This is a genomic window from Roseibium sp. MMSF_3544 (assembly GCF_030732845.1).
GTDB lineage: Bacteria > Pseudomonadota > Alphaproteobacteria > Rhizobiales > Stappiaceae > Roseibium.
Window position 1 is genome coordinate 465,067 of sequence record NZ_JASHKA010000001.1, and the last position, 13,815, is coordinate 478,881.

A 13,815-nucleotide genomic window follows, 5' to 3' on the forward strand; every position below is an offset into this window, starting at 1 on the left:
CCGCGAGGGCACGCTTTTTTCATGATCGGTCATGTGTGTCAGTGCAAGGCAGCAGTGATCGCCATGGCAGCGGCCGCAAGGAATGTCGATGCAATCAGCATCTTCAGGACCGCGTGATGCGGTGACGTTTCTGCTGCGCGGGCCTTGTTCGTTTCAATCGTCATTTGTCCCTCCTTTCAGGGTGTTGCCCACACTTCTCAGATGGGGGCTGCGACAAAATTGCCCAATCACGATCAGTCGCCCGTTCCTCACAGCTTCGCGTGGTCTGCGTGAGCGACAACGGACGCGATGATTTTGTCCTGAAACGATCTTCGGCTATTCATGAAACCGTTGTCTTTTCAACACGGAGCAGGCGGTGCACGACGAAAGCTTCAAACGGGCGCTTTACGAAGTGCTTGAAGATACGGGGAAACGAAAGGTCGCCGCACGCGCCCTGCGCCACCTGCTTGTGTTCCTGATTCTGCTCAACATCGTGCTCGCGGTGCTGGAAACCGTGCCGCAGATCCGCACGACGTTCGGTCAACATCTGCGTTTCATCCAGCTCGGCAGCGGGTTTGTCTTCGTGATCGAATACATTCTGCGCCTATACGTGGCCGATCTTCACCCGCCTCTGAAACGGTATGGGCCTGTCTGGTCTCGCCTGCGTTATGCGGTGCAGCCGGATGCTGTTATCGACCTGATCGGTGCGCTGCCGCTGCTGTTTGTGCTGTTCCTGCCCAATCAGGCGGTTACGGTCGTCGTGATCCTCAGGTTGCTGCGCTTTCTCAAGCTAGCCCGCTATTCGCCAGCGCTCCGTTCCCTGGTTTCCGCTGTTGTCGGCGAGCGCAAGGCGCTGATCGGATCGAGCATGATCATTTTCGGCGTGATCCTGCTGTCGGCAACGCTCATGTACCTTGTGGAACACAGCGTTCAGCCGGAGAAATTCCGAAGCATTCTGCATGGCATGTATTGGGCGATCACAACGATCACCACCGTGGGCTATGGCGACGTTGTACCGGTGAGCAACCTGGGCAAGTTCGTCGGCAGCGTGGTCATGCTGATGGGCTACGGCCTCATCGCGCTCCCGGTCGGCATCATCGCGTCCGCCTTCGCCCGGGAAATCCACAGCCGAGACTTTGTCATCACCTGGTCGATGGTCGCGCGCGTTCCCCTGTTTGAGGACCTGAAGGCGACGGAAATCGCGGAAGTCTCGAAGCTTCTGCAGGCTCAAAAGGTTCGAAGGGGATCGGTTATCGCCGAAGAAGGCGATGTCGCTGACCGGATGTATTTCATTTCGGAGGGTGAAGTCGGGATCAGGCTCAAGCACGAAACGGTCTATCTGGGCGAGGGCAGTTTCTTCGGTGAGCTTGCCCTTATCAACCAGAGCCCGCGAACGGCAACGGTTGTCGCAGAACGGGATTGCCAGCTTCTGGTGCTGGAATCGGGCGCGCTCCAGCACCTCATGGACAAAGACGAGGCGTTGGCGAAAAAGATCTTCGAGGAGGCGCGTGAGCGTGTGGCAGCCGGCAAGAAAGTCCTGGGCGAACTTGCCGAGGAAGAGCTGCAGCAAGCCGGTGTCATCGCCTCTGCTGACGACCTGAACGCAGAACCGGAACTTTCCCTCGAAGGCGACAAGGGCCCTGGTGAGAAGCCGGTTTAGGCAGTCGTTTTTCACAGGGCCATTGCCAGGTCAGTCAATCCGGCAGGCGGCGTCTTTCCTGGGTGGATCGGTCAGCTGGATCAGCATGAGGACACAGGGTTCTTCGCCGACGACGCCGGACAGGTGTCCGACATTTCCGTTCTTGTCTGGTTTGGCGAGTTGATCTTCGCCGAACGATGCCATGCCCGGCCCCATCTCAACCCGCGTTCCGTCCATGCTTTCAACGAACCAGGTGCCCGACAACGGAATAATCCATTGGGGTTTCGGGTTCCGGTGCCATTTCAGGGTGCCGGGCTGAAGAACCAGAATGGTGATGTCCTCAGGTGTGGCGGCCAGACGCTTCGTCCAGAGATCCTTTGCGGGCGGGGCGAAGCTCTTCAGTTCGAAATTGCCAAAGCGGCATTGGCTCTGGTGCGTCACGCCGTCTGCATCGGCCCATAGGTGCCAGAATAGGGCAGTCGGATCTTCAGGTGTGGTTTTCAGCGCCATGTCGTTTCCCGCCGTTTGCCTGTGCCCGATGCCGGACGTCGATCCGTTGGCTGTTCAATAGGGTGTGAGGCCGGCAGGCAGCTGGCCGTAGAGCGGGTCTCCATGCCAAAAGACGTCCGTTGGACCCACGACGAAGTCGATCAGGTTCCAGCGATTATACTGGTAGCGCAGCAGCGCATAGGTGGTAATGCCATCCATGTATTCAGCCTGACCGGCAAAGGTCGTTTGATAAAGGTCGATGCTGCCGCCACCTGGACGTTGCGGATTGAGTTGGACAAAAGCCCAACCGGCACCGGATCGCATCCAGTTCACGACGAATTCGACGGGAGGCCCGACCCTGGCTTCAAGCATCGGGCGGACAGCATTGAGAATGTCGGTTCGCTCTGCGGTTCCCCGTGATGGCTCGTAGACCGCTTGCGCAGAAGCGCTTAAACTGAGAAAGCTAACAGAAAACGCTACAAGAACAATTCGGAAAATTTTAAAAAAACAGTAGTTTAAAAAGTTTTTTTGATATTCTAGGTTAGCCATGGCGGCTCCTATCTACGGGCCTTTATTAGGCGGCTTCCGGAAAACTGTGAAAGGCTAACATGAAAACCATCGGTTTGCTCGGAGGAATGAGCTGGGAAAGCACCGTGACCTACTATCAGGTGCTGAACAGGATGACGCAGGCCCGGTTGGGCGGGCTGCATTCCGCCAAGTGCCTCATCTGGTCATTCGATTTCGCCGAGATCGAGGCGGCGCAGGCGGCAGGGGACTGGGGAAGGGCAACGGACCTGATGAGCGCTGCAGCGCGCAATCTGGAGCGCGGCGGGGCTGACTGCCTCGTCGTCTGCACCAACACGATGCACAAGATGGCGCATGACGTGCAGCAAGCCATCGATATTCCGCTGCTTCATATTGCCGACGCAACCGCGCCTGCCGTCAAAACGGCGGGATGCAAAGCACCGCTCCTGCTCGCGACCGCCTACACGATGGAACAGGACTTTTACAAGGGACACCTACGAGACAAACACGGGATCAATGTGCGTGTTCCGGGCAGCGACGACCGTGAGGAAGTCCACCGCATCATTTATGAAGAGCTTTGCAAGGGCGAGATCTGGGCGGATTCCAAACAGACCCTGCTGGAAATCGTCGAGAAAGAAACTCAGGCCGGCAGCGACGGCGTGATATTCGGCTGCACTGAAATCGGTCTGCTGGTCTCCGCAGAGGACTTTGCAGTTCCGTCCTTCGACACAACGACGCTTCATGCAGAGGCAGCGCTGGACTATGCGCTGAACCAGACCTGACGCTCACACAGCGCTTGCCGGTTCTGTTTCCACAAAACTCGGCCTAGACCTGAAGCTGTCCAGCCAACCGGCCAGTCCGGGCGCTCCTTTCAAAAGAAGCTCGCCTTCTTCCGTTTGTGAAAACAGATGCAGCATGGGGGCGGCGTGACAGTCGGCCAGGGTCAGCTGCTCGCCGAGGAGGAAGGGGCCGGCTTGCGACAAGGTCTCCAAAGCGGTAACGACCCTGCGCGCCTGGCCCATGGCGGAGGAAATTCTGACTTCGTCCGACGGATTTCCACCACGGGTCTTGACGATCCGCTCGACAAAGATTTCCCAGACAAGCGTTGTGTAGGCGTATGCGTCCAGCACCGACAGAATCTGGTTCATCCGCGCACGTTCACGCTTGTCGGCCGGCTGGAGTGCAGGCCCCTCAAACGCCTCGTCCACATAACGCAAAATGGCTCCACTTTCATACAGCACGAAGCCGTCGTGGTTCAGGGTCGGTATCTTGGCGAAAGGGTTGAGCGCAAGATAAGCGTCCGGCGGTCCACCGGGAGCAAAAACGTCGACAGCCGACAGGCGATAGCTGACGCCTTTTTCGGCGAGTGCCAGACGGGCGGAGCGCACATAGACGGAATAATCCGAGCCCAGGAGTTCGATCATGTTGCTTCGCCTTGCCGGGATCCTTTGAACGCCACTTGATGCCTTCTGCTGGCACGTTTTACCGCAAATGAGGTTTTGTCCAAATATCTCAGGCGGCGAAGATCGCGATATTTGGGAAGGTAGAATAAGCCACTTGTCAGGTCGGCAGCGCCTTCACCGCAGGAGGAAGCACTGTTGAGCGCTTCCGAAGAATCCTCACACTTGATCGAACACACCATCGGCACGGATGCGAACGTCTCGTCCACGCCGACAGGGTTTTATAGAACCCTAGAGCTCAGCCATGGCCTTTGCCAGGTTCTCGTCAATCTTGTCCAGGAAGCCTGTTGTTGTGAGCCAGGCTTGCTCCGGCCCCACGAGAAGCGCGAGATCCTTGGTCATGTAGCCGGCTTCCACCGTGCTGATGCACACGCTTTCCAGCGTCTTAGCAAATCGCGCCAGCTTGTCGTTGTGATCCAGCTTTGCCCGGTGCGCGAGGCCGCGTGTCCAGGCGAAGATCGAGGCGATCGAATTGGTGGATGTGCTTTCGCCTTGCTGATGCTGCCGGTAGTGCCGGGTCACCGTGCCGTGGGCGGCTTCGGCCTCGACGGTTTTCCCGTCCGGGGTCATCAGAACAGAGGTCATCAGGCCGAGAGACCCAAATCCTTGCGCGACGGTGTCGGACTGGACGTCGCCATCGTAATTCTTGCAGGCCCATACATAGCCGCCGGACCACTTGAGTGCGGAGGCGACCATGTCGTCGATAAGCCGGTGTTCGTACCAGATGCCGGCATCGGCGAAGGCGTCCTTGAACTCGGCTTCGTAGATCTCCTGGAAAATGTCCTTGAAGCGGCCGTCATAGGCTTTCAGGATCGTGTTCTTGGTGGACAGGTAACAGGGAACCTTGCGCTGCAGCGCATAATTCATGGACGCGCGGGCAAAGTCGCGGATGGAGTCGTCCAGATTGTACATTGCCATCGCAACACCGGAGGAGGGCGCATCAAAAACGTCGCGTTCGATCTCGGTGCCGTCCTCGCCGACGAACTTGATCGTGAGCTTGCCCTTGCCCGGGAACGTGAAGTCGGTCGCCCGGTATTGGTCGCCGAAGGCGTGACGCCCAACAATGATTGGTTGCGTCCATCCAGGAACCAGGCGCGGCACGTTCTGCATGATGATGGGTTCGCGGAAGATCACGCCGCCGAGGATGTTGCGGATCGTGCCGTTGGGAGAGCGGTACATGCGCTTCAGACCGAACTCTTCCACGCGGGCTTCGTCCGGGGTGATGGTCGCGCATTTGATGCCGACGCCATGTTCCTTGATCGCGTTGGCGGCATCTACCGTGATCTGGTCATCGGTTTCGTCGCGTTTCTGGATCGAAAGATCGTAATAAAGAAGATCGACGTCGAGATAAGGATGGATCAGTTTTTCCTTGATGAACGCCCAGATGATGCGTGTCATCTCGTCGCCATCGAGTTCGACGACCGGATTGTCGACTTTGATCTTTGCCATGGACGGGTCTGCCTCGCGGAATGAGCTGCTGGGGTGGCGAAGGAGTTTCTACGGAACGTGTTGTACCGGAAAATTATTGTGTGCGCTTGTATGCAATATATTGACGCACGGCAACATCGATGTGGGCTTACCTGCAAAAAATTCCATGTTTGTTGGTCCTTCAGCGCGGGTTTCCGTCAAAGGCGTGGACATCGCCAGAAAATTTCGAATTATTTTGGAACTTTTTTCCCGGCTACGTGTTTGGTTAAGTAGGTCCAGTAATACTAAAGCCTCGGGTCTGCGGTGATTAACGCTCCGTTGCCTGCGTTGTTGTGTGTCCTCAAAAAATCAATCTCCATATAGTGTTTTCGTACTCGTTCACTTAAGTATGCATGGTGGTTTACTTTTTTTAACTGTCATCATACGTGAATTGTATTCGCGTATGATTTAAGTTTTAAAAAATTATACTTTGTAATTTCTTTGGATGCATACCTTAGGTTGGTGGACGATCGCCGGGGGGTGAAGTCAGAGTGTTCGTGAATCGCCGCAGGAGTATCGATTTCGCGGATCTCTAGAAACCTGTTTTGCGAGGTTTAATGCATCCGGCATTTTCTTTTGGGTTCAGAAACGGACTGACCATTCCCAAAGCTGTTTTCGAAAGCTCCGTGGGTGCCAGCTTCAAATCCGGACGCTGGCAGTCGGATATTGTTCAGGGCGTGAACGCGTGCGATTCTGACGATGATGACGCGTTTGGCAGCGCTTCGTTCGGTGCGCGCTGGGTGCAGTTCATGGGTGCCGCACCGGCCTGGAAGATTGTACGCGACCGGGTCGACACAGATGGGCAGAACGAGCGGGACGAAGCCCGCGAAGAGGATGAGCCCGTCGAAAACGGTCGGGATGCGGACGACGCGGAGGGTGCCGGCCCGCTGAAAGCGCTGCTTGACTCGCTGTTTGAGCAATCCAAACCTGGTGACGAGGAGACATCACCGGCCGCCGGTCAAGATGGGCGCGACGGTTCTGCCGGCACTGAGACGGGTACCGATCCGCGAACTGATCAGGACGAAAGAACCGATCCGAAGGCAAGCGAAGACGAGGGCGGGGCACCCGGTTTCGAAGCCTTTGCGCCGGTTGTTCTTGAAGATGGAACAATCCTTCACGATCAGGGATGTCCGTGCCTTGGCTGCGGTTTGCGCGAAGAGAGCGAGATTGTTGTCAACGCGGAAACGGACGGCGGCGCTGTCGCAACAGTCACGTCTGCCGCCGCCGCAACCCTTGGGGACATGGCCGACTACCTGACCAGCGGCTACTGGGCCGACAGGGGGCTGAACCTTTCCAATTCACGCGGTACCTTGTCCCACAACCTCGGGTCTTCGGGCACGGACGCCAACAACGGCGTTCTCTACTACAATGTGTCCGGCTACTCGTCGGACAGCAATGGTCTGACCGATGCGCGCGCCTTTCTCGTGCGCGAAGCGTTCAAGCTGTTCGAGGCGACGCTCGGTATCGACTTTGAGGAAACGACGTCGACAAACACGTCGGAAGTCGACTTCTTCTTCAGCGACAACTCTTCCGGCGCCTATGCCAACTACAGCTATTACAGCAACGGCACGATCGCTGTCGGATATGTGAACGTCGCCAGCTCCTGGTCAGGTGGAACCTCGACCTACAACGACTACACCCTTCAGACAATTCTGCACGAGATCGGCCACGCGCTCGGCTTGGGTCACCAGGGAAACTACAACGGTTCAGCCACTTTTGGCGTGAGCAACACGTTCGACAACGACAGCTGGCAAGCGTCCATGATGTCGTATTTCAGCCAGACGGAGAATACGAACGTCAACGCATCGGGGGCCTATCTGCAAACACCCATGTCGGTCGACTGGATGGCGCTTGATGCGCTTTATGGATCGCAAGGCTACGGTGTATCGAACGCGTTTACCGAGAACACGACCTGGGGCTTCAATACTACCGTCACGTCCGATGTCAGCGATATCTGGGCGCAATGGTCGAATTACGCGAATGTCACCGCGTCGACGATCGTTGACGGTGGCGGCATCGATACGCTTGATCTGTCCGGCTACGGCAACAATTCGGTGATCAACCTCGCCCCGAGCGACAGCCAATCCACAATGCCGTCCACGTCCAGCATTGGCGGCAGAACCGGGAACCTGACAATCGCGGAAGGGACGATCATCGAAAACGCCATTGGCGGCTCGGGGTCGGAAACCTTCTACGGCAACAGCGCCGACAACACACTGACCGGCAATGGCGGCAACGACACGTTCCACGACAGCGCGGGCGACGATACGTATCTGGGTGGATCCGGAACCGATACGGTTCTCTTTGAAGGGGCCTTTTCAGACTACAGTTTTTCCGTCAGCGGTTCGTTCCTGCAGGTGATCAACGTCGCCGTTGACCTCGTGCACACTTCCGTCGAATGGCTTGGCTTTTCCGACCAGACGCTCACATATCAGGAGATCGTCGACTCACTCACGTCCGGCGGTAATACGGCGCCCGAGGCATCGGATGACAGCTATTCCGTCGATGAGGATGTCATGCTCACCGGCCGGAACCTGCTTTCCAACGATACGGACGCAGACGGCGACGGGCTGACGATCGCGACCGTCAACGGCAGCGCAGTGACATTCGGCGAAGAGATTGCACTGACATCCGGTGCGACGCTGATCGTGAATGCCGATGGCACATTCTCCTATGACCAGAATGGCGCATTCGACGATCTGGGTGACGGGGAGACTGCGGACGACAGTTTCACATACACGGTCAGTGACGGTGAGGATACATCCGATGCGGCGACCGTTTCGCTGACGATCAACGGCATTCAGGACAACAGGGCGCCGGTTGCTGATAACGACGGCTTTACGGTTGGCGAAGACGACACTCTGACGGGTCAGAACCTGTTCGCCAATGACACTGACGCGGATGGCGACGGGCTCACCGTTGTCGAGGTCAATGGTCTGGCAGGCGTTGTCGGCAACCAGATCACGCTCGGTTCTGGTGCGCTGTTGCAGGTGAACGCCGACGGCACTTTTGACTACGATCCGAACGGTGTCTTCGACGATCTGAACTCCGGTGAGACGGGTACCGACAGTTTCAGCTACCAGGTCTCCGATGGAAACGGCGGTTTTGATACAGCAACGGTAACGCTGACCATCGAAGGATCCGACGACAATACTGCGCCGGTTGCAGATAACGACGGCTTCACGGTCGGCGAAGACGACAGTCTGACGGCGCAGAACCTGTTCGCCAATGACAGTGATGCGGATGGCGACGGGCTCACCGTTGTCGAGGTCAATGGTCAGGCAGGCGGTGTCGACAACCAGATCACGCTCGGCTCTGGTGCGCTGTTGAAGGTGAACGCCGACGGCACCTTTGATTACGACCCGAACGGTGCCTTCGACGATCTGAACTCCGGTGAGACGGGCACCGACAGTTTCAGCTACCAGGTCTCAGATGGAAACGGCGGTTTCGATACAGCAACGGTGACGCTGACCATCGAGGGGTCCGACGACAACACTGCGCCGGTTGCAGATAACGACGGCTTTACGGTTGGCGAAGACGACAGTCTGACGGGTCAGAACCTGTTCGCCAATGACAGTGATGCGGATGGCGACGGGCTCACCGTTGTCGAGGTCAATGGTCTGGCAGGCGGCGTCGGCAACCAGATCACGCTCGGTTCTGGTGCGCTGTTGAAGGTGAACGCCGACGGCACTTTTGACTACGATCCGAACGGTGTCTTCGACGATCTGAACTCCGGTGAGACGGGTACCGACAGTTTCAGCTACCAAGTCTCCGATGGAAACGGCGGTTTTGATACAGCAACGGTAACGCTGACCATCGAAGGATCCGACGACAATACTGCGCCCGTTGCCCAAAACGATACGGCGACGATCACGGAAGACGTCGGGCCGACCAATCTCGACGTTCTTCTCAATGACAGCGATCCGGAAAATGATGTTCTGACGATCACGTCGATCAACGGGCAGCCGATCACGAGCGGTGGCACAGTCACCCTGGCTTCCGGTGCAAGCGTCAAGCTGAATGCCGATGGAACGCTGGATTACAATCAGAACGGCGTCTTCGACAGCCTGGATGGCGACGAGGCAACCGACGACGGATTTTCCTATACGATCAGCGACGGAGAATTCACGTCGGACGCGTTCGTCGCGCTCACCATTGAAGGCGTGCATGACAATGAGGCGCCCGTCGCCCAGAACGATACGGCGACAATCATAGAAGACGTTGGTCCAACAAATCTGAACGTTCTTCTCAACGACACCGATCCGGAAAATGACGTTCTGACGATCACGTCGATCAACGGGCAGCCGATTACGAGCGGTGGCACAGTCACTCTGGCCTCCGGTGCGAGCGTCACGCTGAATGCCGGCGGCACGCTGGATTACAATCAGAACGGTGTTTTCGACAGCCTGGATGGCGACGAGGCAACCAACGACGGATTTTTCTATACGATCAGCGATGGAGAATTCACATCGGATGCGTCCGTCACGCTCACCATCGAAGGCGTGCATGACAATGAAGCACCGGTCGCCCAGAACGATGCGGCCACGATCACCGAAGATGTTGGCCCGACCAATCTGGACGTGCTTTCCAACGACAGTGATCCGGAAAATGACGCGCTGACGATCACCTCAATCGATGGTCAGCCGATATCGGTAAACCAGACCGTTGTTCTGGCGTCCGGCGCGAGCGTTACGCTGAACGCCGACGGCACGCTGGATTACAATCAGAATGGCATGTTCGACAGTCTTGGCGATGCCGAGGCAGGCACGCAGATCTTCACCTATACTGTCAGCGACGGAGAATTCACGTCAGCTGAGGCGACCGTTACGCTCACCATCGAAGGCGTGCAGGACATTGAAGCGCCGGTTGCAGCAGACGATTCAGGCGTTGTTGCGGAAGACGTTGTTCTGAGCAATCTTGACGTGCTTGGGAACGACAGCGATCCGGCAAATTCGAGCCTGAGCATTACGTCGATTGATGGCCAGGTGATTACACCAGGCGGGTCCGTTGACCTGGCCTCTGGGGCAACCGTCACGCTGAACTTGGACGGTACTCTGGACTATAATCAGAACGGTATCTTCGACAGCCTCGATGATGGCGAAACCGCGACGGCGACGTTCTCCTACACGGTCTCGAACGGTACCTTCTCCAGCACAGCGGATGTGTCGCTTACCATCAACGGGGTTTCCGACAATTCCGATCCTGATGCGTCTGACGATGCCTTCGCGGTCGGCGAGGACGATGTGCTGACCGGCCAGAGCCTGTTTGCGAATGATACGGACGCGGACGGTGACAGCCTGACGATCGTTGAGATCGACGGCGAAGCCATTGAATTCGGCGAAGCAATCACGCTTGATTCCGGCGCACTGCTGACGATCAACGCCGACGGGACCTTCGACTACGACCCGAACAATGTCTTCAACGGACTGAATGACGGTCAGTCGGCCGCCGATGGCTTCACTTATCGCGTGTCGGACGGCAATGGCGGTTTCGACGAAGCGAACGTGAGCCTGACGATCAACGGATCCGATGACAACACGGCACCTGTTGCCGGGGACGACGGCTTTACGGTCGGCGAAGACGATGTGCTGACCGGCCAGAGCCTGTTTGCGAATGATACCGATGCGGACGGCGACAGTCTCACAATTGTTGAGATCAACGGCGCAGCAATCGAATTCGGTGAAGCAATCACGCTTAATTCCGGTGCGCTGCTCACCATCAATGCAGACGGAACCTTTGACTACGACCCGAACAATGTCTTCAGCGACCTGAATGACGGACAGTCGGCCGCTGACGGGTTCACCTACCGCGTGTCTGACGGCAACGGCGGTTTCGACGAAGCGAATGTGAGTCTGACGATCAACGGATCCGATGACAATACGGCACCAGTTGCCGGTGATGACGGCTTTACGGTTGGCGAAAGCGCTGCTTTGAACGGCCAGAACCTGTTTGCAAACGATACGGATGCGGACGGTGACGGGCTCACGGTTGTCGGCGTCAACGGCGTCGAAGGTTCGGTGGGCAACACGATTACACTCGGCTCGGGTGCGCTGCTGACGGTGAACGCCGACGGAACGTTCGACTATGATCCGAACGGTGCCTTCAACGACTTGAATTCCGGTGAAACGGCTACCGACAGCTTCGAATATCAGGTCTCCGACGGGAACGGCGGCTTTGACACGGCGATGGTAAACCTCACGATTGAGGGAGAAACGCCGCCTGTGGACGATCCTGCAGACGATCCTGCGCCTGTTCCGGAACCCGTTTCAGACGATCCTGTCGTTATTGACTTTGAAGGTCTGGCACCGGGCGCCTATACGGGCGAAGCGGGACTTTCGTCTTCCGGCATCGATGTTACGACGGCAGGCCAATTGTCGGGCAATCTGTCAGGCGTCACCTCCGGTTTCTCGATTACGGCCGATGATGGTGGGGATTTCGATCTCGACAGCCTGTTGCTGCAGTCGGTGACGCGGCGCGCCCGCGTTACGGTTGAAGCTTACGACGACGGCGTGCTGGTTGGCTCCATGACGGTCAGGATCCGTTCGAATGGTGTCTACGAGCTGAAACTCGACGAACGTTTCGACAGTGTCGACGAAATCGTGGTGAGCAGCCGAAGAGACAAGCCCTTCTATGTCGACGACATATCCCTGATGATGGAGACGACAGGCACGGCAAGCGGCAACCAGACGCCACTTGCAGCAAACGACTATTACCAGACCGGTGAGGGTGCTTCCGTTTCGGGCCACCTTTTGCTGAATGACAGCGATGCGGACGGCAATGAGATCTCGCTGATGTCGCTGGCAGGGCAGGCGACCGGCGTGGCAATCCTTGCGTCCGGAGCCATCGTGACATTCGCAGACGACGGCACTTTCACCTACGATCCGAACGGTGCCTTCAACGGACTTTACGACGGTGAGACAGCAACCGACACCTTTGTCTACGAAATTTCAGACGGCAATGGCGGGACTGATACCGGCGAGGTGGAAATCACGATCGAAGGCGACGGCAAGCCGCCCGAAGAGGTTCAAATCGGTTTTGAGGCCGGTGTCACCTGTTCTCCGTTTGAGGAGGAAGACGGTTTCGTCTTCACCGATACTTATGTCACCACGCGCAAGCGCGGTGTCTCGGAAGGCGAACAGGCAAGTCACAGCATTGGCAACAGTCTTTCGTTTGCGCGCGCGGATGGCGAGAGCTTCGATTTTGAGAGCGCCGTCTTTACGGCTCTCGGCCGTGGCAAGGTGAACGTGACTGTTGAAGGTTATCTCGACGGGGAGCTGGTCGGCAGCGACGAATTCTTCTTCCGGGCAAACCGGGAAAAGACGAAGCTGCTCTCCGATGAGATTTTTGATGAGGTGGATGAGGTCGTCGTCACGGCGGACAACGGGATCATTATCGACGATCTGAACCTGTTCGTCTGACCTCGGAGGTTAAGCAGGGCGGTGAGGGCAGTGGCAGGCTGGGCGAACGCCCGGTCTGCCACTCTTTTTGCGGAGCGCGTTCTTACCGGAAATACCCGGCCAGATCCGCGGCACTTTCCAAAATCACATCCGCAAGGTGTTCCAGGTCCTGCCTTCGGCTTGTTCCCGTGAGGACGCCTATTGTCAGCCCGGCGCCGGCAGCCCGGGCCATTTCGATATCGTGGGTGTTGTCGCCGATAACAGCGATGACCGACGGCGGCAGCCCGATTGCTGCGGCAAATCCATGCACCATGCCGGGTTCCGGCTTGGGTCCGTGGCCGGTGTCGTATCCGGTCACGAACTCGAATTTCGGAGCCAGTCCAGACCCCTCCAGGAAGGCCCGGATGGCAGCTTCGCTGTCACTGGAGGCAACCCCAAGCCTGAAACCGCGCTCAAGAAGGACTTCAATCGCCTGCGGAACGCCGGGCAGGGGCACGGCATCATGCATGCTGTCGATAAAGATGCGGTCGAGTTCTGCCGCAAGGTCGCGCGGGGTAAAATTCGCCCCCTCGGCAATCCAGGCACTCGCGATCTCTTCCGAGTTTCCGGCCGCCAGTAGCGATCCTGACGTGGCCCTGCGCGTTTCCAGGTCCATACCGCCATGCTCCAGAAAACGTTCTGCTGTTTTCGCATCGCCTCGGGCGACCCACATAGCCGCTTTTTCATAGGCTGGCGCCCAGGTCGCATCGAAATCGAGCAATGTGCCGTCCTTGTCAAAGAGGATCGCCTTTATGTCTCTACTCATTGCCGTGTGCCATCTGCCTTGAGCGGTTTTCTGATCTGACGGCAGCTTATCGTC

9 protein-coding genes are annotated in these 13,815 nt (G+C 57.4%); 3 read left to right on the forward strand and 6 right to left on the reverse strand.

Annotated features, from left to right (window positions below; all coding sequences use genetic code 11):
• Positions 1-38 precede the first annotated feature (38 nt).
• Positions 39-164 carry a hypothetical protein gene (locus RBB47_RS02085; protein ID WP_305984060.1) on the reverse strand — a complete coding sequence of 42 codons (126 nt, stop codon included), beginning with the start codon at positions 162-164 and terminating at the stop codon, positions 39-41.
• A 191-nt stretch (positions 165-355) separates the two neighbouring features.
• Between RBB47_RS02085 and RBB47_RS02090 the strand changes: the two genes are divergently transcribed.
• Positions 356-1,639, forward strand: a complete 1,284-nt coding sequence (locus tag RBB47_RS02090) for a cyclic nucleotide-gated ion channel (protein WP_305984061.1) — start codon at positions 356-358, stop codon at positions 1,637-1,639.
• A gap of 30 nt (positions 1,640-1,669) precedes the next feature.
• Here the strand turns inward: RBB47_RS02090 and RBB47_RS02095 are convergent, their stop codons facing one another.
• Together RBB47_RS02095 and RBB47_RS02100 are read right to left on the reverse strand one after the other, a co-directional pair.
• Complete coding sequence (locus RBB47_RS02095) at positions 1,670-2,128, reverse strand: cupin domain-containing protein (RefSeq protein WP_305984062.1); 459 nt, start codon at positions 2,126-2,128, stop codon at positions 1,670-1,672.
• A 54-nt stretch (positions 2,129-2,182) separates the two neighbouring features.
• Entirely contained in the window at positions 2,183-2,656 is a 474-nt protein-coding gene (locus RBB47_RS02100) for a hypothetical protein (protein ID WP_305984063.1), read from the reverse strand.
• Between the two features lie 59 nt (positions 2,657-2,715).
• On the opposite strand from RBB47_RS02100, the gene RBB47_RS02105 reads away from it, so the two are divergent.
• Entirely contained in the window at positions 2,716-3,414 is a 699-nt protein-coding gene (locus tag RBB47_RS02105; protein WP_305984064.1) for an aspartate/glutamate racemase family protein, read from the forward strand.
• A gap of 3 nt (positions 3,415-3,417) precedes the next feature.
• Here RBB47_RS02105 and RBB47_RS02110 read toward each other — a convergent pair whose 3' ends face one another.
• Positions 3,418-4,056, reverse strand: a complete 639-nt coding sequence (locus tag RBB47_RS02110) for a glutathione S-transferase family protein (RefSeq protein ID WP_305984065.1) — start codon at positions 4,054-4,056, stop codon at positions 3,418-3,420.
• A gap of 267 nt (positions 4,057-4,323) precedes the next feature.
• Positions 4,324-5,541, reverse strand: coding sequence for an NADP-dependent isocitrate dehydrogenase (locus RBB47_RS02115; RefSeq protein WP_305984066.1), 1,218 nt, complete (start codon positions 5,539-5,541; stop codon positions 4,324-4,326).
• Between the two features lie 575 nt (positions 5,542-6,116).
• Between RBB47_RS02115 and RBB47_RS02120 the strand changes: the two genes are divergently transcribed.
• Positions 6,117-12,977, forward strand: coding sequence for an Ig-like domain-containing protein (locus tag RBB47_RS02120; protein WP_305984067.1), 6,861 nt, complete (start codon positions 6,117-6,119; stop codon positions 12,975-12,977).
• Positions 12,978-13,059: 82 nt separating this feature from the next.
• Here the strand turns inward: RBB47_RS02120 and RBB47_RS02125 are convergent, their stop codons facing one another.
• A complete protein-coding gene (locus tag RBB47_RS02125; RefSeq protein WP_305984068.1) occupies positions 13,060-13,761 on the reverse strand; it encodes an HAD family hydrolase in 702 nt (233 codons plus the stop codon).
• Between the last annotated feature and the right edge of the window lie 54 nt (positions 13,762-13,815).

What these genes read in the sequence shown, in the direction of transcription:
- RBB47_RS02085 (WP_305984060.1), bottom strand. Translation starts at nt 164, where the DNA reads ATGACGATTGAAACGAACAAGGCCCGCGCAGCAGAAACGTCACCGCAT.
- RBB47_RS02095 (WP_305984062.1), bottom strand. Translation starts at nt 2,128, where the DNA reads ATGGCGCTGAAAACCACACCTGAAGATCCGACTGCCCTATTCTGGCAC.
- RBB47_RS02100 (WP_305984063.1), bottom strand. Translation starts at nt 2,656, where the DNA reads ATGGCTAACCTAGAATATCAAAAAAACTTTTTAAACTACTGTTTTTTT.
- RBB47_RS02105 (WP_305984064.1), top strand. Translation starts at nt 2,716, where the DNA reads ATGAAAACCATCGGTTTGCTCGGAGGAATGAGCTGGGAAAGCACCGTG.
- RBB47_RS02110 (WP_305984065.1), bottom strand. Translation starts at nt 4,056, where the DNA reads ATGATCGAACTCCTGGGCTCGGATTATTCCGTCTATGTGCGCTCCGCC.
- RBB47_RS02115 (WP_305984066.1), bottom strand. Translation starts at nt 5,541, where the DNA reads ATGGCAAAGATCAAAGTCGACAATCCGGTCGTCGAACTCGATGGCGAC.
- RBB47_RS02120 (WP_305984067.1), top strand. Translation starts at nt 6,117, where the DNA reads ATGCATCCGGCATTTTCTTTTGGGTTCAGAAACGGACTGACCATTCCC.
- RBB47_RS02125 (WP_305984068.1), bottom strand. Translation starts at nt 13,761, where the DNA reads ATGAGTAGAGACATAAAGGCGATCCTCTTTGACAAGGACGGCACATTG.